This window comes from Aeromonas aquatica, assembly GCF_000764655.1.
GTDB classification, from domain to species: domain Bacteria; phylum Pseudomonadota; class Gammaproteobacteria; order Enterobacterales; family Aeromonadaceae; genus Aeromonas; species Aeromonas aquatica.
Genome location: NZ_JRGL01000021.1, coordinates 42880 through 63215 on the forward strand (window position 1 = coordinate 42880; position 20336 = coordinate 63215).

The window sequence follows — 20336 nt, forward strand, 5'->3', positions numbered from 1 at the left end:
AACGTATAATTTTTTAGGAATGAAATATTATTTCTCATTTATTTCTTTAATAAGGCGCCCCCAAAGAGGCTTTAATTGCTTTCTGATCGCATTAGATCCCATTATATTCGCCGCCTTATGGCCATAGGTGATGAAATTTCTCTTGCTTAAATGCGAGTAACGCTCATAAATTTTCTTTTTAAATAGTGGTGTTTTAGCCACTCCTTCTTTTTCTTCAATGAGGTTGGCTTTTTGGTGTGTCTTTTTAGCTAACCTTATCCCAGCTTTCATTCTGCCTGAAAACCTAGCCAGGGCTGCTGATCTAATTAATTTTCTTTCGCCATCATAAATAAAGCCTAAGTACTGTAGTGGCTTGTCGCATTTTTGAACTCCACAGTATGTATGGAAAGTTCTAACTTCTGTTTTTTTATCATTTATCTCTATTTTTAGTTCGGAGATATGTTGTGTCACTAGAGAAATCAACTCGCTAGTTTTATCACTGTCGATGATAAAAAGCATATCGTCACAGTAGCGATAGTATTCTCCTGAAATAGATTTAACTATGTCTTTTATTTTCTTGTCAAAATCTAGCATATATATATTAGAAAGAAGGGCGCTTATAGATGTTCCTTGTGGTATGCCTCTCCCAGTCGAGTTGGTTTTTATTAACTCAAGGCCTCGCACTTTCTCTCTGAAGGTTTTTATATCGCAAAGCCTTAATCCTGCAGCTTTGGGGTTGTTTTTCGATATTTTAAGTGCTGTATACAATAGGTCTCTATTGACCACAGAAGATTTAGTTAGAGACCTATATATATTGAAGTGGTCATTGGGTAATGAATTCTTTTGGAGTAGTTTGCACCACATTGATTTGAGTATATCATGGTCTAAATTATCAAAAAAACCAGAGATATCCATCGCGATTGCAGTGCAATTACCATGGTCCTTTATTTTTTCAAAGGCTATGTTAGCAAAATCAATATTACTTTTCCCAAGAGTTCTAAAAGCAAGTACTGAGTCTTGCAGTTGTGATTTATCGAGAGCTTTTTCATATAAATCAGATAATAACTCTGCATAGTAAGAATAAATATGAGAGTCGATATGTGATGCGTATGAGATTGGTCTTGTTTTGATTTTTTTTAGAACATTGCCATCTTTGTCTATTGATATTTTAAGACTTTGTATATCGTACTTGATTAGCGGAAAGAAAGCATGCTGGGCGATATTAAGAGGAGATTTGACTATTTGACATGCTTTCCGTAATTTTACTGGAGAATCAAAATGTAAGTAGCCACGACTCCGAAACCATTTATTTTCTGAGTTCATCATGTAGAGCCTTTAATTGCAAAACCCGGAAAGGTAAAGGACTGTGGCCATCCGATTCCCAATCCGGGCTTAACAAACGTACTTAAATACGCATTCACAACATCGATATGATGTCGGCCACGAATGTCAGATATGATATATGATACCATCATCGCAGGAGTGTTCGACGTGAGTCTACTAGCCATCTGCGGCCATGCAAGTCGTCTGCTAGCCAGTGTACTGGTGCGCGTTCTACTTGACAGCTTGTGATACACCTTACTTCCTAAATAAGTAAGCGAAGTCATAATAAATTGTGATGAGAGCTAACACAATAAAATATTGTCTATATATATTGAGCTTTGCACTCCACCTCGTAAAACAACTTTTTATATTTTAAAAGTTTCGTATGTTGGGCTTCGCAGGCTCAGCACCAACCTACCGATTGTGTAGGTTGTGGTTGAGCGAAGCGAAGCCCAACGTTTACCGTCAAATCTCTTTTTTCCTCCCCTCATCCCCAGCCCTTCTCCTCCTTTTTTAATAAACGGGAGAAGGGAGCAATACCGTTACCGCTGTCCGATTACGCTTCGCTAATCGAACTTACGAGAGGGCCAGGGTGAGGGGCCAACCAAGGGGCTAAACAGTCAGCTCCAGCCGGTTGCCTTCGGGATCGAGGAAGGTGCTCTCGTAATAGCCATCGCCGGTCCAGCGGGGGCCGTCCAGGTGTTTCACCTCGGCCCCCTTCAGCAGCTTGAGGCGGGCTGTCATCTTGTCCACCGCCTCCGCGCTGCCGAGGGCGAAGGCGATATGGGCCAGCCCCTGCAGCGGGTGCGGCAGGCTCAAATCCGCCGGGAAGAGGATGGGGGTGTGCATCAGCTCCAGGTTGGCGCCCTCCTCGAAGCGGATAAAGTAGGAGCTGAACTGCTTGGTCGGATTGTGGTAGCGCTCATTCGCCTGCCCGCCAAACAGGGTGCAGTAGAATGCCTTGAGTGCCTCCAGATCCTGCGCCCAGATGGCAACGTGATGGATGTGCATGGCCTGTCTCCTTTGAGTTGATGCCCTTGATGTTATGCTCTGGCCTAATCCTTCGACATGGCTGAGCCCGTCCTGATGATGTCTAAAACTGCCAATCTGGAAGTGATCGAAGTCTCCCCCGACTGCCGCGAGCAGATCTGCTGCGACAGCCTGTTGCCCGCGCTCGCACAAGAGCGGGTGTGGCTGGCGGGCCATTCCCGCTTGCAAACCCACTATCGGATCGAACGCCGCTTCGCGGACGTGCACTGTTTCTTGATCACCCTGGGCGGTGAGGGGGAGGTGCTGATCGGTGAGCGCTATGAGCGGCTTGTCAGCGGAGAGTGGGCGCTGATCCCGGCGGGCCAGCCGCTCTACTATCGGTTAGCAGAGACGCAGTTGCCAGAGACCGGGTTACCGGAGCCGCAGTCCGTAGAGGAGAATGGCGGCTGGGATCTGCTATGGCTGCTGCTGCACAAGGGCTCCCCCTGGGATGCCTTCGCAAGCCATCCCCGCCTCGGCTGCACCTCCCAACAGGCCACCCTGCTGCATACCCTGGAGAACCTCTATGCGGAGCAGGAGCGCCATCAGGACCCGTTGCTCAGCGCACTCCTGGTGGAGCAACTCGGCTTCTATCTGCGCCGCCTGTTGCAAAAAGGGGAGGGGCAGAAGCGTGGCGAGCGGTTGGCACTGCGGCTGGAACTGTTATTGAAAGAGGCGCCGACCGAATGCTGGGACATAGGGCGGATGGCCGGGGCGCTGCACCTCTCCGAGCGCCAGCTCTATCGGCTCTGCCAGCAGCATTTTTCACTGGCCCCCATGGCGCTGCTGCAATGGCTGCGGTTGCAACGGGCCGCCCTGCTGCTGGCCAGTCGAGGCGATCCGGTCAAGGAAGTAGCGAGGCTGTGTGGCTTCAAGAACGAGTACCACTTCTCCACCGCCTTCAAGCGCCAGCACGGGCTGGCCCCCAGCCATTACCGCAACTTGCACCATCCCGGCTTTAAAACCGGACAGGGCTGAGCGTTGCTGGCTGAATTTTGCTCACATGGATCTGGGTTTGGCCGATAACGATCACGACGGATCCCGGGGGATGTCACGAACAAGATGGGCTGGAGAAGATGCCTCGGGCTTCTACACTCAATGTTTGGATCTTCGCGCCGGCGGAGATTAAGAGGAAAAGGATGATCTCGCATGGAGCTGGAAACGGACAGGATAAGGATTTCTGACGTCAGCGAGGGGGTGGTGCATGGCATCCTCGAGGTGATCAGTGAAGGCATCTGGGACTGGAATGCCAACACCGGCTTCGTCTACCGCAACCCCGGCTGGTACCGGATGCTGGGGTATGAGCCGCATTCGCTCAACAACACCGTATTCACCTGGGAGAACGTGATCCATCCCGAGGATCTGGCGCGGGTGATGGCCTGCTTCGACGCCTACCTGAGCGGTGAGGCGGCCACTTACAAGGTCGAGTACCGTTGCCGCTGTCAGGGGGGCGACTTCGTCTGGATCGAGGATTACGGCCGGGTCATCACGCGCAACCCCGATGGATCTGTGGCCCGCATGATAGGGGCACACCGCGATATTCATGCCCAGAAGCAGCTCTATGCAAGGCTGGAGCTGCACAACCGCTCGCTGGAGCAGCAAGTGGTGGAGCGCACCGCCGAGCTGGAGCGGCTCAACCGGGAGTTGCAACGCCAGGTGGAGGAGAATCGCCGTCTGGCGGAAACGGATTCCCTGACCGGTGCCGCCAGCCGTTATCGGCTGGAGCAGACTATACGGCTGGAATATGAGCGGGCCAGGCGCTTCAAGGAGCCTTTCTCCGTCGTCGCTATGGATGTGGACAATTTCAAGCAGATCAACGATCGCTACGGCCACGGCGTCGGCGACCTGACCCTGATCGACATAGTGCGGCTGACGCGGGGCTGCATCCGCGAGATCGACTTGCTGGCCCGTTGGGGGGGCGACGAGTTCATGCTGGTCCTGCCCAATACCCGTCTGGTGGATGCCCATGTGGTTGCCGAGAAGCTGCGCCAGCAGCTGGGTCATGCCAGGGTCAAGGGGCAGGAGCCGATCACCATGAGCTTCGGTCTGGTCGAGTCTCAGCCGGAGGAGGCCCTGAGTCAGCTGATGGCGAGGGTAGACAGGGCGCTCTATCAGGCCAAGCTGGCGGGCAAGGATCAGCTCTGCGGTTAGGTTCTGTCTTTTGCCGCCATCAAGATGCACCCTTCCCCCCCGAATGCGGCTTGACCTTGGGTTCAACTTGACTCCGACCCGGCTCACTGGTCTGATGCGCGCTCTTTCATTCCTGTGAGATGTATCTTAATGAAGAAGTGCCTCCTGATTGCCCTGACCGCCCTGCCTCTGGTTGCCCACGCCGGCCTGATGGATTCCCTGACCGATACCGTTACCAGCAGTGTCACCAGCAGCGCCAAGACGATGGCTGGCACCGCCATGGACAGCGCCTCCAACGAAGCGATCAAGAAAGCGCTGGATATCAAGGAAGGCGGCTCCAACAAGCAGGCCATCAAGGACAAGCTGGGCGCCCCGGCCAGCACCCAGACCGAAGCCGGCCTGGAAGTGTGGACCTATGATCTGGGTGCCCTGAACAAGGTTTCCCCCATGTTGGCCGAGACCACCAAGACCCTGTTCAAGGATACCGAAGCCGCTCAGAAGAACGTCCTCATCAAGTTCGAAGGCGAGACCGTCAAGACCCTGAATCTGGCTGACAAAACCAAGGCCTGAGTCTGAACGACGTGCATGAGAAAGGGGCCAAGAGGCCCCTTTTTGCTGGTCGATGCTTACCGCTACCGCTGTTCGGTCTGCAACGGATGGGGGTCAGAAACGACAGAGGGTGGCCTTGGCCACCCTCTCTGGTATCCGGAGCTGCTTACTGGTTTGCTTCGGCGAACTGCTTCATCACTTCGGCGTGCTTGGTCATGCCATCGGCACGCAGGCCCAGGTTCTTGATGAACTCGGCCTTCTTGGCCGGATCCTCGATCTTGTCATAGCGCTGCTGCAGATGAGTCTGGATTTGCTCCGGGGTCATGTTCTGCATGCGGGCCATCTTGTCGTGGCGGCCCCCATGGTGTTTGCCGCCCATCATGCCGGAGCCATCCATGGGGCAACCCTCTGGTTTGGCCGTGGCGGCAGCTGCGGGCTGGGCCGTGGTCACGGCTTCGCTGGCGGCATAGGCGCCAAGGGGCAGGCCGAGGATCAGGGTGGCGGTCAGCAGGGTCTTGGTCAGATTTTTCATGGGTAACTCCTGTCGGATGAATACGGGTAGAGGCTCTTTCGCCTTGGTATCCAGTAAACACCGTGGAAGTGTCTGAATTTTGCCAGTTGGAGCCTATTTTGTAGCAGAGTGTGGCATCCTGCCGCTCTGGCACAGTTTGACATAATACGCCCGGTTGATTTTCGTATAATCGCTCCAGCTCGAACACGGGAGAGACAGTGATGAACCAAGGTAGCCCTCATATTCTGGTGGTCGATGACCACAGCGAGATCCGCGATCTGCTGAAACGCTTTCTGGAACAACACGGGATGCGGGTCAGCTGTGCCCGCGATGGCAAGGAGATGAAGCGGCTGCTGGACGAGCGGGAATTCGATCTGCTGGTGCTGGATCTGATGATGCCAGGGGAAGATGGCCTGACCCTGTGCCGCGAGCTGCGGGTGAAATCCCGTCTGCCCATCATTATGCTCACCGCCATGGGAGAGGAGACGGATCGCATCATAGGGCTGGAGATGGGGGCCGATGACTATCTCGCCAAGCCGTTCAATCCCCGTGAGTTACTGGCCCGGATCAAGGCAGTGATGCGCCGCACTCAGGCTGAGCCCCAGCCTGCACCGGACACCCTGACCCGGGATCTGCGTTTCGATCGCTGGTTGCTCGATATCAATCGCCGGGAACTGGTGGATGAGGACGGTGTGGGAATGAGCCTCTCCACCGCCGAGTTCGATCTGCTGAAGGTGTTCCTCGAGCGGCCCCAGCGGGTGCTGAGCCGGGATCAGTTGCTGGACTTAGCCCGTGGCCGTGAGGCGGTGGCCTTCGATCGCGCCGTCGATACCCTGGTGAGCCGGCTGCGGCGCAAGCTGGAGCGGGATCCCAAGAATCCCGAGCTCATCAAGACCATCTGGGGTGGCGGTTACCTGTTTGCCGCCGACGTGACGCAGGAGTGAGCCGGTGGCCATGATCAAGCAACTCTGCTCCAGAGTCTTGCCAAAGGGGCTGACCGGCCAGATCGTGCTGGTTGCCCTGGTGGGGCTGGTGTTGATCCAACTGCTCAGCATCCAGATCTACCGCTCGGATCGGGAAGAGGCGCTCGGCTACGTCAACAGTCGCAATGCCATGCAACGGATCGTCTCTGTGGTGCGGCTGCTCACCCTTTCGCCCCCCTCGCTCTATCACGAGATCCTGAAGGCGAGCCGCAGCGAAACCTTGCTGCTGCGCCTCGCCGACGAGCCGTTGCAGCCGGATAACCGTAGCCCCCGTTTCGAGAAGCTGGTGCGGGCCAAGCTCGACTATCCGCCGCAGCTGGCGGTGGAGATCAGTGCCGAGCTGAAGCAGGAGTTCCAGCGCAGCCAGGCCTGGCGGCATCATAACCGCATGATGAAGGATCGCGGCGGCATGCCGCCACCTCAGGACATGCGGCTCTATGGCTCCATCCAGTTGCCAAACGGCGGCTGGCTGCAATTCAGCTCTTTGGTGGACAAGGAGTCGGCGAGCTGGTCCTGGCAGACCACCCTCAACCTGCTGTTGGTGGCGAGCCTGGTGATAGGCCTGATGATCTGGCTGTTCCGCCGGGCCACCCTGCCGCTCAAGCTGCTGGCCGCCAATGCGGATCGGCTGGGGCGCGGGGAGGACATAGAACCATTGCGCGAGGAGGGGCCGACCGAGATCCGCGAATCCATTCAGGCCTTCAACCGCATGCACACCCGACTCGCTCGCTTCGTGCAGGACAGGACCCGCATGCTGGCCGCCATCTCCCACGATCTGCGTACCCCCATCACCAGCCTGCGGCTGCGCACCGAATTCCTGAACGACGGGGAGGACAAGGAGCGGATCCAGCAGACCCTGCAGCAGATGGAGCAGATGCTGGCGGCCACCCTGAGCTTTGCCCGGGAAGAGGGGCAACAGGAGGCGACCCGTGAGCTGGATCTGGTCAGCCTGTTGGAGAGCCTGTGTGACGACTACGCCGATACCGGTCAGCCAGTCACCTGCCTGGCCGAGGGCAAGCAGGTCTATGCCTGCCGTGCCAATACCCTGCGGCGGGTGCTGCAAAACCTCATCGGCAATGCCATCAAGTACGCGGGCAGTGCCGAGGTGTCGCTGGAGCGCGGTGAGGATGAACTGCTGATCCGGGTTTGTGACAGGGGACCGGGCATAGCTGAAAGCCAGCTGGACGAGGTGTTCAAGCCCTTCGTGCGGCTCGATGAGGCCCGTAATACCGAGTCCGGCAGCGTGGGGCTAGGGCTCGCCATCGCCCGCACCCTGGTGCATCAGCATGGCGGGGAGCTCAGCCTGCACAACCGATCTCAGGGTGGACTGGAGGCGAGGATCCGCCTGCCGCTGTGAACACTGGCCTCAGCAATCGAGAGGGTGCCCATCTGGGTGCCCTTTTTTGTATCCGCGTCCTGCCCCTGGATGGCTGAGGCTGGCGATCTGGGGTGTAGTCTTCTGGGCGGCTGACTGTGGGAGCTAGCTGGCTGCGAAGCAACGGTCGATGCGAGCTATTTCGTATCTGGATGGGTAAGGCGGGCAAGCTTGGGCATAGTCACCCGGTGGCTGATCATGCGGTGTCACTGGTCGCGACATTGTGGCTGCCGGGAGGGGACGTGAGGAGAGTGCGCCGAAAATCGGGCAACAAAAAACCCGCCTAGGCGGGTTTTTTCAATTCTTGCAGAAGGTCTTTCCGATGAACGGGAAGGCTTCCTGGCTTGAATTACAGACCAACTACGTTGGCAGCAGCCGGGCCTTTCTGGCCTTGCTCGATGGTGAACTCAACGCGCTGACCTTCGTCCAGAGTTTTGAAGCTGGTGGACTGGATAGCGGAGAAGTGTACGAACACGTCTTTGCCACCGTCAGCAGGGGAGATGAAACCGAAGCCTTTCTCAGCGTTGAAGAACTTTACGGTACCAGTCATTTTGTTAGACATAATAATTTCCTTAATAGTGATATTGAAACGCCACGGTTGCGGCAATCCATGATTTTTCGTCAGCAATACGTATGAGGAGCACTAAAGAAGGAAATTATTTGGCAAGAATCATCTGGGACAACTCTATACACAAATCACTGCTTTAAAATGACTGCCTAACATAATCAGGTCTGAACTACCGAACCATCGAGAGTGATTAAAACACGCTCTCCTCGTCATGGCAATCTTTATCTTGGTGTTAATTACCTCCACCCAGAGTGTTTGAAGGTGTTTGTTTTGTAAAAGTTGTTTTTCACCAGATAGTTATAGATGTGTTCAGGACGAAAATAGCGAGGATGGGTTGCCATGTCCGGACGGCAGGATAAGCGCCCGGACATGGGCATGAAGGGACTATCGTTTGCTGCGGTACTTGTTGCTGACGGAGTCGGCCCAGCTGAAGGTATCGGGTAATACCTGATTCTTGGCGCGCTCCTTGGCCTTTTCTCGTGCCAGTGCGGAGGCCACCTTGGCGACCTTTGCACGATCCGCTGCGATTTTCAGGCGCCCCTCTTCACGGATCTTGTTGCGTTCCCCATTGGTCAGGGTGTGATCGGCATTGGCCTGTGCCTTCTGCAGCAACAGGGTGATCTCGGCCTTCTCTGCCTCGGTGAGGTCTTTCATTTCCAGCTTTTTCATGGCGCGCTCCTGCGGCAGGTGATGGTCCACCCTAGCACACTCCGGGGGCCGACTCTTATGCAATCGTCGACTTGCGATCAAAAGTGCAGGTTGAGTGCTATTTCTAGTCTGTTTTTACCCTGTTCCAGGCAACATCCGGTGGCTTGTGGTGCATGGACTTTGTGTTTCGCGAATGAGGGCATGGCCTGTGCAGCCCGAGCCAGGCCCATCCAGGAGCAAGTCAGGAGAGGGACCCGGTCACCATTCTTGGCAGAACGAGAGATTGAGCCGCTTGACGCTATCCAGGTTTGGACTCGATTTAGTCGACTGTGGCTGCTGTGGGAGAGTTCCCTGAGGTTCATTCCATGGGGTCGATGCAGCCTCTGGCCGCTGATCTGCCGTTATCCTGAGAGGCTGGATCCGGGTAGGAGGTTAGGGGTATGCTGGTATCAGTGCGATCCCAGATCGTCACTGCAAGCGTACTGTGACCTATGATTCGGCTGACACGCTGGAACCCCGGTTCCAACTGTCTGGGTAACATTTTGGAGTCTGATGATGAGCAACAAAGAACAGCATCACGGCAAAGATGCCAAGAAAAAACCGCAGATGTCACTGAAAGAGAAGCGCGATGCTAAACGGCAGAAAGCCGACCTGAAAAATGGCAGCGCGATAAAGTAACGCTCCCCATGCTGTAGTTCCTTCGGAGCCAGTATCAAGCCAGCCTGTCATGGGCTGGCTTTTATGTTTTTGGTCGATGAAGTCGTGCCGTAGGCGGCAAAGATCCGCTCATAGCGTCCGTCCTTTTTCATCCGGGTCAGCTCGCGATCGAACCACTGTTGCTGCGTCGCCTGGCGAAAGGCGAAGTGATAGTGGGTGGGGGCGAACAGCTCGAATTGCCTTACCTGGTTGGGGTTATAGCGGCCGGAGTAGGGCTCACTGCCGCTCAGCTGCGCAAGGTAGTAATGGAACACCCTCTGTTCCAGGATCACGGCATCCGTGCGCCCCAGCAGCAACCGCTGCACCTGTCCTTCTTGTCTTGCGACCTCCTCATAGCGAGGATTCTGATCGACCACGCCAGCGAAATCCTCTCCCAGGATCTGCCGTGCCCGTTGGAAGGCGCTGACACGCAATGACTTCAGATCCTCCAATGCGTGGATCCGGGTCTGGCCGAGGGTAAAGACCCGGTTGTGGAAGGTGATCACCGGTTGTGACAAATAGGCGTGGCTCAACATACCGGGTTTCACATTGATGATGGCGTCCAGCTTGCCGCTCTCCAGCATGCGGAAGGTGCGTTCCAGCGGCAGGTATTCGAATCGGATCTCGTCGCCACTGCCGGCAAATGCCTCCGTCAGCAGATCGAGTTCGATGCCGCGGCCCTGGTGCTTTATCACATAAGGAGGGATGGCAAAACTGACACCAACTCGCAGTGGCTCGGCGATCAGGGGGCCGATATGCAGCAGCAGGATGGCGCTTAGCAGGCGGTTGAAGGATCCCATGCATATTCTCAGGCGGATGACTCGCCCTGATGATAACCACAGCCGAAGGCGGGGGAGACGAGACGGGAGGGATAGTCGCAATAACATGATGTGAGAGCGGGTGGCTGCGTCAGAAGTAGGCAAAAAAAGGCCCTGAACAGTCAGGGCCTGGCAGTGATTTTGTCGGATTAGAACGGAATGTCGTCGTCGAAATCCATCGGCGGTTCGTTGTAAACCGGCGGGGCAGACTGAGGTTGCTGCTGTTGCTGAGGACGGCTGTAGCCACCCTGTTGCTGCATGTTTTGTTGAGGAGCGGCGGCAGGGCGCTGCATGTTTTGCTGTGGCGCCGCCTGTTGTGGCTGGCCCCAGTTGCCCTGAGACTGTTGACCACCCATGCCCTGGCCAGCGCCGCCTTGCGGACGGCCACCCAGCATTTGCATCACGCCGGTGAAGCTATCGACCAGCACTTCGGTGGTGTAACGCTCCTGGCCACCCTGATCCTGCCACTTGCGGGTCTGCAGCTTGCCTTCGACATAGACCTGGGAGCCCTTCTTCAGGTACTCACCGGCGACTTCGGCCAGCTTGCCCATGAACACAACACGGTGCCATTCGGTGCGCTCTTTCTGCTCACCGGTCTGCTTGTCGCGCCAGGATTCGGAGGTGGCCAGGGTGATGTTAGTCACGGCACCGCCGCTCGGCATGTAGCGCACTTCCGGGTCTTGCCCCAGGTTACCGATCAGAATGACTTTATTGATGCCTCGACTGGCCATAATCTCTCTTCCACCTTTATATACCGGCCAGGCCTGATGCCCGGACCATTCAACATTCGTTTGCTGTCGGTGAGTGGCGCCCACTGTGGTGAGGCGCATCTTCACTCATGTCATGACGGTGTCCGATACAGAGTAGTGACTGGCCGTCCATCGCAGCGTTGGCCCGCAATAGTATCAGTTGGCGGGCATAATCGCACACCTTCACTGCCCGGAGTGCGCCAATCAATCGCTGGATTTCTGAGTAACTTACCCGAGGTGTGGGGCTGCCAGCAAGGGAGCAACACCACAGAGTGCTGCGCCGACAGGGGAGGGCTGTTAAGGTGTGGGCTGGCACTAGTAGACCCCCCAAATGGGGAGGTCGTGCTAGTCATTTGTATTGGTTGAGAAATTACTAAGCTTCAAAGGGGTCGCTGCGGCGCCTAATACTTTTTTAATGCTGCAGCCAGGAAGGGGATTGGTACTCTTTCTTGCCGAAAAGCCCTGACCCGAATGTGCAAGGAAGTTTTCTTGATGACGCCCGAATATCCCCTAGTGCTGATCACCGAACATAATGCACAAGCCGTCAGTTTCCAGCGTCACCTCGGCGAGCAGCTTGGCTTGTCCATTTTGTTGGTCGGAGAGCTGGATGCGCTGCCTGCCCCCTCGGAGGCGGATAGTCAGCCGCTGTTCCTGATCGATCTGGATTACCTCAAGACGGCGCAGCAAGCCGACTGGAGCAAGGCGATCTGCGACCGCTTCGACAAGGCCAGCGCTGTGTTGCTCAATGCCCCGACCAGCACGGACAGGGAGCTGTTGCTGATGTGGCCCCACACCAGCGGGCTCTTCTTCCGTCAGGACAGTCTGGATCGACTGGTTATCGGCATCGGCAAGGTGCTGCAGGGGGAGTACTGGATCCCGCGCCACCTGCTCTGTGATCTGGTGGATTACTACCGCAAGGGGAGCGGACAGCCGCTGCGCAATCAGACGCTGCTGACGGCCCGGGAGCAGGAGATCGTCCGCCACCTGATGACGGGGGCCTCCAACACCGAGATCGCCGACAGCCTGTTCGTGAGCGAGCATACCATCAAGTCCCACCTCTATAACGTGTTCAAGAAACTGAACGTCAAGAACCGCCTGCAGGCGGTGAGCTGGGCCAAAGAATTTCTCTGAAAAGCAGGGTGAGGATGATAAAAACCTGTCTATTCATCCAGTAGTCTCTATGCCATACTGATTCGCTCTGATTTGTGTATCGAGCGTGCAAGAAGATGGAAAAAATCGTGATTCGGGGTGCCCGCACCCACAATCTCAAGAACATCAACCTGACCCTGCCCCGCGACAAGTTGATCGTGGTCACCGGTCTGTCCGGTTCCGGCAAGTCCTCGCTGGCGTTCGATACCCTCTATGCCGAGGGACAGCGCCGCTACGTGGAGTCACTCTCCGCCTATGCCCGCCAGTTTCTCTCCCTGATGGAGAAGCCGGACGTGGATCATATCGAGGGGCTGTCACCGGCCATCTCCATCGAGCAGAAATCCACTTCCCACAACCCGCGTTCGACCGTGGGGACCATCACCGAGATCTACGACTACCTGCGGCTGCTGTTTGCGCGGGTCGGTGAGCCGCGCTGCCCTACTCATGCCATCCCGCTCGCCGCCCAGACCATCAGCCAGATGGTGGATCTGGTGCTGGCCCAGCCCGAGGGCAGCAAGCTGATGCTGCTGGCCCCCGTGGTGCGCGATCGCAAGGGCGAACACACCAAGTTGCTGGAAAACCTGGCGGCCCAAGGCTATATCCGTGCCCGTATCGATGGCGAGGTGTGCGATCTTTCCGATCCCCCCCCGCTCGAGCTGCACAAGAAGCACACCATCGAGGTGGTGGTGGACCGCTTCAAGGTGCGCGCCGATCTGGCGCTGCGCCTCGCCGAATCCTTCGAAACGGCGCTGACGCTCTCCGGCGGCATCGTACTGGTGGCGCCCATGGACGGGGAAGAAGGGGTCGAACCCATGATCTTCTCCGCCAACTTCGCCTGCCCCGAGTGCGGTTACTCCATGTCGGAGCTGGAACCGCGGATCTTCTCCTTCAACAACCCGGCCGGCGCCTGCCCGACCTGTGACGGCCTCGGGGTGCAGCAATATTTCGATCCCGCCAAGCTGATCCACGACCCGAGCCAGAGCCTGTCCGGCGGCGCCATCCGCGGTTGGGACAAGCGCAGCTTCTACTACTTCCAGATGCTCAAATCTCTTGCTGAGCACTACAAGTTCGATCTGGAGAGCCCCTGGGAGGATCTGCCGGCCAAGACCCAGGAGGTGATCCTGCGTGGTTCGGGCCGCACCGAGATCGAGTTCCGCTACATGAACGATCGCGGCGATGTTGTGGTGCGCAAGCACCCGTTCGAGGGGATCCTGCACAACATGGAGCGCCGTTACCGGGAGACCGAATCCAACTCGGTGCGCGAAGAGCTATCCAAGTACATCGCCAACAAGTCGTGCACCAGCTGCGGTGGCAGCCGGCTGCGGGAGGAGGCACGCCACGTGTTCGTGGACAACCGCAACCTGCCCGCCATCGCCGAGCAATCCATCGGTGACGCGCTGGCGTTTTTCGCCGGCATCGAGCTGACCGGCCAGCGCGCCCAGATCGCCGAGAAGATCTTGAAAGAGATCGTCGAGCGGCTCGGCTTCCTGGTCAACGTCGGCCTCAACTACCTGAGCCTGTCCCGCAGCGCCGAGACACTGTCCGGCGGCGAGGCCCAGCGTATCCGGCTGGCGAGCCAGATCGGTGCCGGCCTGGTGGGGGTCATGTATGTGCTGGATGAGCCCTCCATCGGCCTGCATCAGCGCGACAACGAGCGGCTGCTCAAGACCCTTACCCACCTGCGCGACCTCGGCAACACCGTGATAGTGGTGGAGCACGACGAGGACGCCATCCGTCTCGCCGATCATGTGCTCGACATCGGTCCCGGCGCCGGGGTGCACGGTGGTGCCATCGTTGCGCAAGGCACGCCGGAAGAGATCATCGCGAACCTGGATTCCCTGACCGGTGACTACCTCTCCGGCCGCAAGCAGATCGCCATCCCCGCCGAGCGCACGCCGCTCACCGGCAAGTGGTTGAAATTGAAGGGGGCTAGCGGCAACAACCTGCGCAACGTCAACCTGGATCTGCCCATAGGGGTGATGACCTGCGTGACCGGCGTCTCCGGCTCCGGCAAGTCGACCCTGATCAACGACACCCTGTTCCGCATCGCTCACCGGGAGCTGAACAAGGCGACCGAGTCGACCCCGGCGCCCTACCGCGGCGTCGAGGGGCTGGAGCATCTGGACAAGGTGGTGGACATCGATCAGAGCCCCATCGGCCGCACCCCGCGATCCAACCCGGCGACTTACACCGGCCTGTTCACCCCGATCCGCGAGCTGCTGTCAGGCACCCAGGAGGCGCGCTCCCGCGGTTACCTGCCGGGCCGCTTCTCCTTCAACGTGAAGGGCGGGCGCTGCGAGGCCTGTCAAGGGGACGGCGTCATCAAGGTGGAGATGCACTTCCTGCCGGATGTCTACGTGCCGTGCGACGTCTGCAAGGGCAAGCGCTACAACCGCGAGACCCTGGAGGTGAAGTACAAGAGCAAGAACATCCACGAGATCCTGGAGATGACGGTGGAGGATGCCCGTGAGTTCTTCGATCCGGTGCCGGCGGTGGCGCGCAAGCTGCAAACCCTGATGGACGTGGGCCTCTCCTACATCCGTCTCGGCCAGTCCGCCACCACCCTGTCCGGCGGCGAGGCGCAGCGAGTCAAGCTGGCACGGGAGCTGTCCAAGCGCGACACCGGTCAGACCCTCTACATCCTGGATGAGCCGACCACGGGCCTGCACTTCCACGACATCCAGCAACTGCTCAAGGTGCTGCACCAGCTGCGGGACAGAGGCAACACCATCGTCATCATCGAGCACAACCTGGACGTCATCAAGACCGCCGACTGGATCGTCGATCTCGGCCCCGAGGGGGGCGCAGGCGGTGGCCGCATCCTGGTGACAGGCACGCCGGAGGAGATGATCCGCTGCAAAGAGTCCCACACGGCCCGCTTCCTGGCGCCGCTGTTGGGCAAGTAAACAGACGGCAGACAGACAAGGGGCTCAGGCCCCTTTTTTGTTGGGCGCGCAGCCCGCTCGCCACCACTGCTTGCGATTGCAGATCAGGGGATCGCCAGTCAGGGCGTTTTGAGCGAGGGTAAAACGGGGTCACCCGATCTCCGCCAGCAGCCGAGGTGCCGGCAGGGTCGAAAAAAGAAGGGATCAGTGGACCAGCATCAGGAAGGCGAGGGCGAAAACAAAGCCAAGCAAGATAAACAGGAAGGAGCCTATGCCCCAGACGGCGGCCAGGATGCCGATGATTTTGTCTCTGCGTGTTTGTGGTTTCATAAAGATTAAATTACAGCTCGGCTACATTGCTTTAATAAAATACGCGGATAATGCGTGTTAAACAACTACTGCACGGGGTTTTTAAGGGTTCAAAGGTGTATTTGGTTTGTATTTATATGGAGGTCATATAACGTCAATGCTTTTTACTTTATTGTTTTATAAGGATAAATTGTTATTTGTTGATTGTTTTGCCATCAATTAAAGCTATTGCGTACATCCATCTATTTCTTGATAACTATTGAGCTAAATCAATAACCGTTCATTCACATCCTTTTATAGTTTTCGGGCTTACAACATAGAACGAAAACAAAAAGGAAATACGTGATGAAAAAGATCCTTCCTCTGCTGATCGCAGCCGTTGTTGCTTCCCCCGTCGCCATGGCTCACCAGGCCGGCGATATTCTGGTTCGTGGTGGCCTGGCATTTGTCTCCCCCCAGACCAGCAGTGACGATGTGCTGGGCACGGGCGAGCTGGATATCGACAGCAACATGCAGCTGGGGCTGACCCTCTCCTACATGCTCACCGACAACTGGGGGGTCGAGCTGCTGGCCGCCACGCCATTCTCTCACTCGGTATCGACGCCGGGGCTGGGCGAGGTCGCCAAGGTCAAACACCTGCCACCGACCCTGATGGCGCAGTACTACTTCGGGGATGCCAACAGCAAGGTGCGTCCTTACGTCGGTGCCGGCATCAACTACACGGTGTTCTTCGATGAAGAGGGGCGCGGTGCGCTGGCAGGGACGGATGTCAATGTCGACTCCTCCTGGGGACTGGCGGGTCAGGTGGGTCTGGACATGGCGATCAATGATCGCTGGTTCGTCAACGCCTCCGCCTGGATCATGGACATAGACACCGAGGTGCACACCGCGGTGGGTACCATCAATACCTCCATTGATCCGGTCGCCTTCATGGTCGGCGTCGGCTACCGCTTCTGATGAGTTGAGAGGTCGGCCGCCTCAAGGCCGATATCAACATGTACGTCTCTTTGGCCCGGCTCTGTTCGGGCCCTTTTCTGTCCGAAACTGGGCATTATTCGTGATCTCATCCGTTATTAGCCCCACTTGCTACTCTCCCATCGCCTCCCCCTGCCGATAGTCTCTGCGTCCACGTCAATTTCCCAACGAGTGAGGATGTCTCTATGGGTTTATCTATCGTGCAGCGGATCATCGCCGGATTTGTGCTGATGCTGTTGCTGCTGGTCCTGCTTGGCTTCATCAGTATCTTGAAGATCCGGGGCATCAACGAGGGGCTGTCCCAGGTGTCGGATCGCGCCACCCCTCTGGTGATCGCCGTCGCCGGGCTCAAGGGTGCGCTGCAGGACAGCAACCGCTGGGTGCTGACCTACAGAACCAGTGAAGATGCGGCCCAGTTGCCGCAGTTGGCCAGCCAGTTCAAGGCGCAGCAGGGGCAGTTCGTCACACTGAGCAAGGAGATGGCCAGGTTCACCGAAGTGGCGGAGGCCAACGCGCGCTTCCGTCAGGTGGATACCGCCACTCAGGGCTTCTACGGTCTGGCGGATCAGGTGCTGGCCCAGCATGGCCAGTGGGTCGCGGCCCTGGATCGCCGCCATCAGCTGGAGCTTGCCTTCATCCGGCTGGAGGACACCTACCAGTGGGCGGCGGATCTGCTGCTGCAACAGGCGTCCGCCAAGCGATCCATGCGCAACAAGGCCGAGCTCATCACCTCCGGGATCGCACGGGATCTGAAGAACATCCGTCGGGCCGACGCCAAGACAGATCTCAACGAGCTGGAGCGGGTGCTGGGCAAGGACATAGAGATGGCCCGCAAGCGGCTCGAGCGGGTGCTGGTCCCCGACGATGTGCGGCAGCGTTTCATCGTCAATCTGGATCGGATGCAGGAGCTGGCGCTCGGCCCGCAGGGGCTGCTGGCCACCATGCGCCATGCCCAGCAGCTTGCGGCTTCCTTGCAGAGCCTGAATCAGCAGCTCGATACCAGCCTGGTCAACAGCCTGGCGCTACTGGACGAGATGGGCAAGTCGGCGGGGAGCATCGCCAGCCAGAGCCGGATCGGTGCCGATGACGCCGTCAGCAGTGCCAGCTTCTGGATCCTGATCGTCTCCGCCATCTCCGCCGCCGCCGCGCTCATCATCGGTTACACCACGGCGCGCAGCATACAGCGCCCGTTGCAGCTGATCGATCGGGCACTGGATCGCATGGCCACCGGGGACATGACCCGGCGCATCGACTACCAGAGCCGCTGCGAATTCGGCAGCCTGACCCGCTCCATCAACACCCTGGCGGACAAGACGGGGGAGCTGCTCTCCCAGATCAACGCCGGCTCCCGCCATCTGGTGGAGGAGGCGAGCCGCGCCGCCGAGATCAGCGAGCGCGCCATGTCCAGGGTGCAGGATCAGAAGAGCCAGACCGACCAGGTCGCCGCCGCCATCACCGAGCTGGAAGTGAGCGCCACCGAGGTGGCCCGCTCCACCGACGGTACCAAGCGCGAGGTGGATCTGGCCGACGAGGAGGCTCGCGCCGGTCGCAAGCAGGTGGCGACCACGCGCCAGATCACCGAACAGCTGGCAGGCGCCATGGAGGAGGCGGTCGGCATCACCCACAAGCTGGGGGAATTCAGCAACAACATCGGCAGCATTCTGGATGTGATCCGCAGCATTGCCGAGCAGACCAACCTGCTGGCACTGAATGCGGCCATCGAAGCGGCACGGGCCGGTGATGCCGGCCGCGGCTTTGCCGTGGTGGCGGACGAGGTGAGGGCGCTGGCAAACCGGACCCAGACCTCGACCGAGGAGATCCAGGCCATGATCGAGAACCTGCAGAACTCGAGCCGGCAGGTGGTAGAGGTGATGGGCCGCAGCCAGGAGCAGACCCACCACTGCGTGGATCAGACCCGCGAGATGGATCTGGCACTGCAATCCATCGCCGAGCGGATGAGCGCCATCAAGTCGATGGCGGATCAGGTGGCCCATGCGGCCCAGGAGCAGATCTCGGTCAGCCAGGGGGTGGCTCGTCATATCGCCGGCATTGCGGACGTGGCCTACGAGACCGAACGGGAGGCCCGTGAATCGGCAGGCAGCAGTGAAGTACTGGCGGAACTGGTCGCCAAGCAGCAGCAATTGATCGCTCATTTCAAGGTGTAGGAGGACTTATGGCTAACAAGTGGATCGGGGCCCTGAGTCTCCTGTTGTGTGGCCAGCTGATGGCCAGTGAGTTGGTGATCGAGAGCTGGCGCATCGATGACAAGACCCTGTGGGAGCAGAAGATCATCCCCGCCTTCGAGGCGGCCCATCCGGGCATAGAAGTGAAGTTCAACGGGGTGCAGAACGTCGACTACATGCCGACGCTCTGGACCAGCCTGAAGGAGGGCAAGGCGGGGGATCTCATCACCTGTCGCCCGTTCGATGACTCTCTGGCCCTGTTCAAGGCCGGTCATCTGGCGGAGCTGAGCGAGATGGCCGGGATGGAGAACTTCCCGAGTTTCGCCCAATCTCCCTGGCAGACGGATTCCGGGGCCCAGACCTTTTGCGTGCCCATGGCCTCCGTCATTCACGGTTTCTTCTATAACAAGCAGATCTTCAGCGAACTGGGCCTCTCGGTGCCGCAGACCCGCGACGACTTCTTCGCCGCCCTCGACAAGGTGAAGGCGGATGGTCGCTATGTGCCGCTGGCCATGAGCGGATCCGAGAGCTGGGTGGCGTCCGAGCTTGGCTTCCAGAACATAGGCCCGAACTACTGGAAGGGGGAAGATGGCCGGCTGGCGCTGCTGGGTGGCCAGGAGCGGCTCGACAACCCGCAATACGTCAAGGTGTTCGAGGAGCTGGCCCGCTGGCGCTCCTACCTGGGGGAGGGCGGTGAGAGCCGTGACTACGCCACCACCAACGCCTTGTTCACCGCCGGCAAGGCCGCCTTCTATGCGGCCGGTTCCTGGGAGATAGCCCCCTTCACCGGCAAGGTCGAGTTCGGGGTCATGCGCCCGCCGGTGGCGAAACAGGGGGACGGCTGCTTCTTCACGGATCACACCGACATCGGCATGGGGATGAACCCGGCCAGCAAGAACAAGGAGGCGGCCATGGCCTTCCTGCAGTGGCTGACCACCTCCCAGTTTGCCGAGCTCTATACCAACTCGTTGCCCGGGTTCTTCTCCCTCTCCAACCACTTCTTCGAGGTCACCAACCCGGCGGCGAAGGAGATGATGGAGTGGCGGGATCAGTGTGACTCCACCATCCGGGTTGCCACCCAGATCCTCTCTCGCGGCACGCCCAAGCTAGGGGATGAGCTGGCTGAGGTGAGTCAGGGGGTATTGCTTGGCAAGCTGGCCCCCCTGGCGGCGGCGCAGCAACTGGAGCAAGGGCTGAAGGGCTGGTATCCCCCTCATCAGACGGAGCAAGCCAGGGGAGAGGAGTGTCAGTGTGCGGCCCCGGCCACTCCTGTCGCCGCTCCCGCTGCCCTGGGGGATGGCGCAGTTGTTGTCCCGTCGGCGGCCGGTGCGACGCTGCCCGCCTCCACCGAGGCGGCGCCGGCCATGACCCCGATCGCCTCGGCGGCGGTGGCACCAGTGCCGACCCCCTCGGCCGAGGTCGAGCAAGCCTTGTCCAACGAGTTGGAAACACCGCAGCAGTGACTTGAAGTAGCATA

The 20336-nt window shown here is 58.3% G+C and carries 19 protein-coding genes; 12 read left to right on the forward strand and 7 right to left on the reverse strand.

Translation table 11 applies throughout. The annotated features are described in order from the left end of the window. Nucleotides 1-27: 27 nt before the first annotated feature. A complete protein-coding gene (gene drt2 / locus LG30_RS0105785) occupies nt 28-1305 on the reverse strand; it encodes an antiviral reverse transcriptase Drt2 (RefSeq protein ID WP_033129768.1) in 1278 nt (425 codons plus the stop codon). Between the two features lie 609 nt (nt 1306-1914). After that, the gene (locus LG30_RS0105790) at nt 1915-2313 is read right to left on the reverse strand and encodes a VOC family protein (protein WP_033129769.1); all 399 of its coding nucleotides are present in this window, start codon (nt 2311-2313) and stop codon (nt 1915-1917) included. 75 nt (nt 2314-2388) lie between these two features. Between LG30_RS0105790 and LG30_RS0105795 the strand changes: the two genes are divergently transcribed. From LG30_RS0105795 to LG30_RS0105805, 3 genes are all read left to right on the forward strand, one after another. Continuing rightward, nucleotides 2389-3309 carry a helix-turn-helix transcriptional regulator gene (locus LG30_RS0105795; protein ID WP_033129794.1) on the forward strand — a complete coding sequence of 307 codons (921 nt, stop codon included), beginning with the start codon at nt 2389-2391 and terminating at the stop codon, nt 3307-3309. Between the two features lie 171 nt (nt 3310-3480). After that, nucleotides 3481-4482, forward strand: a complete 1002-nt coding sequence (locus LG30_RS0105800) for a sensor domain-containing diguanylate cyclase (RefSeq protein WP_033129770.1) — start codon at nt 3481-3483, stop codon at nt 4480-4482. Nucleotides 4483-4611: 129 nt separating this feature from the next. Continuing rightward, complete coding sequence (locus tag LG30_RS0105805) at nt 4612-5031, forward strand: hypothetical protein (RefSeq protein ID WP_033129771.1); 420 nt, start codon at nt 4612-4614, stop codon at nt 5029-5031. Between the two features lie 145 nt (nt 5032-5176). Here the strand turns inward: LG30_RS0105805 and LG30_RS0105810 are convergent, their stop codons facing one another. After that, nucleotides 5177-5542 carry a hypothetical protein gene (locus LG30_RS0105810; protein ID WP_033129772.1) on the reverse strand — a complete coding sequence of 122 codons (366 nt, stop codon included), beginning with the start codon at nt 5540-5542 and terminating at the stop codon, nt 5177-5179. Nucleotides 5543-5742: 200 nt separating this feature from the next. On the opposite strand from LG30_RS0105810, the gene LG30_RS0105815 reads away from it, so the two are divergent. Both LG30_RS0105815 and LG30_RS0105820 read left to right on the forward strand, forming a co-directional pair. Next, nucleotides 5743-6465, forward strand: a complete 723-nt coding sequence (locus LG30_RS0105815; RefSeq protein WP_033129773.1) for a response regulator — start codon at nt 5743-5745, stop codon at nt 6463-6465. Nucleotides 6466-6475: 10 nt separating this feature from the next. After that, nucleotides 6476-7861, forward strand: a complete 1386-nt coding sequence (locus LG30_RS0105820; RefSeq protein WP_033129795.1) for an ATP-binding protein — start codon at nt 6476-6478, stop codon at nt 7859-7861. A 367-nt stretch (nt 7862-8228) separates the two neighbouring features. Here LG30_RS0105820 and cspE read toward each other — a convergent pair whose 3' ends face one another. Both cspE and yjbD read right to left on the reverse strand, forming a co-directional pair. After that, the gene (gene cspE / locus LG30_RS0105825) at nt 8229-8441 is read right to left on the reverse strand and encodes a transcription antiterminator/RNA stability regulator CspE (RefSeq protein WP_025328559.1); all 213 of its coding nucleotides are present in this window, start codon (nt 8439-8441) and stop codon (nt 8229-8231) included. A gap of 390 nt (nt 8442-8831) precedes the next feature. Beyond that, entirely contained in the window at nt 8832-9116 is a 285-nt protein-coding gene (yjbD, locus tag LG30_RS0105830; protein ID WP_033129774.1) for a DUF3811 domain-containing protein, read from the reverse strand. A gap of 534 nt (nt 9117-9650) precedes the next feature. Between yjbD and LG30_RS22875 the strand changes: the two genes are divergently transcribed. Then, nucleotides 9651-9773: a hypothetical protein gene (locus tag LG30_RS22875; protein ID WP_100860060.1), complete on the forward strand. Its 123-nt coding sequence runs from the start codon at nt 9651-9653 to the stop codon at nt 9771-9773. Nucleotides 9774-9820: 47 nt separating this feature from the next. On the opposite strand, the gene LG30_RS0105835 is transcribed toward LG30_RS22875, so the two are convergent. Beyond that, nucleotides 9821-10591, reverse strand: a complete 771-nt coding sequence (locus LG30_RS0105835; protein WP_033129775.1) for a substrate-binding periplasmic protein — start codon at nt 10589-10591, stop codon at nt 9821-9823. A gap of 167 nt (nt 10592-10758) precedes the next feature. After that, nucleotides 10759-11340, reverse strand: a complete 582-nt coding sequence (locus LG30_RS0105840) for a single-stranded DNA-binding protein (protein WP_033129776.1) — start codon at nt 11338-11340, stop codon at nt 10759-10761. 510 nt (nt 11341-11850) lie between these two features. Between LG30_RS0105840 and LG30_RS0105845 the strand changes: the two genes are divergently transcribed. From LG30_RS0105845 to LG30_RS0105865, 6 genes are all read left to right on the forward strand, one after another. Next, nucleotides 11851-12489 carry a LuxR C-terminal-related transcriptional regulator gene (locus LG30_RS0105845; protein ID WP_161785817.1) on the forward strand — a complete coding sequence of 213 codons (639 nt, stop codon included), beginning with the start codon at nt 11851-11853 and terminating at the stop codon, nt 12487-12489. Between the two features lie 95 nt (nt 12490-12584). Beyond that, a complete protein-coding gene (uvrA, locus tag LG30_RS0105850; RefSeq protein ID WP_033129778.1) occupies nt 12585-15413 on the forward strand; it encodes an excinuclease ABC subunit UvrA in 2829 nt (942 codons plus the stop codon). A 186-nt stretch (nt 15414-15599) separates the two neighbouring features. Further along, the gene (locus tag LG30_RS22880; RefSeq protein WP_274518494.1) at nt 15600-15731 is read left to right on the forward strand and encodes a hypothetical protein; all 132 of its coding nucleotides are present in this window, start codon (nt 15600-15602) and stop codon (nt 15729-15731) included. Between the two features lie 315 nt (nt 15732-16046). Continuing rightward, the gene (locus LG30_RS0105855) at nt 16047-16658 is read left to right on the forward strand and encodes an OmpW family outer membrane protein (protein ID WP_033129779.1); all 612 of its coding nucleotides are present in this window, start codon (nt 16047-16049) and stop codon (nt 16656-16658) included. A 203-nt stretch (nt 16659-16861) separates the two neighbouring features. Continuing rightward, entirely contained in the window at nt 16862-18841 is a 1980-nt protein-coding gene (locus LG30_RS0105860; protein WP_033129780.1) for a methyl-accepting chemotaxis protein, read from the forward strand. 8 nt (nt 18842-18849) lie between these two features. Beyond that, on the forward strand, nt 18850-20322 hold the full coding sequence (locus LG30_RS0105865) for an ABC transporter substrate-binding protein (protein WP_033129781.1): 1473 nt from the start codon (nt 18850-18852) through the stop codon (nt 20320-20322). Nucleotides 20323-20336 lie beyond the last annotated feature (14 nt).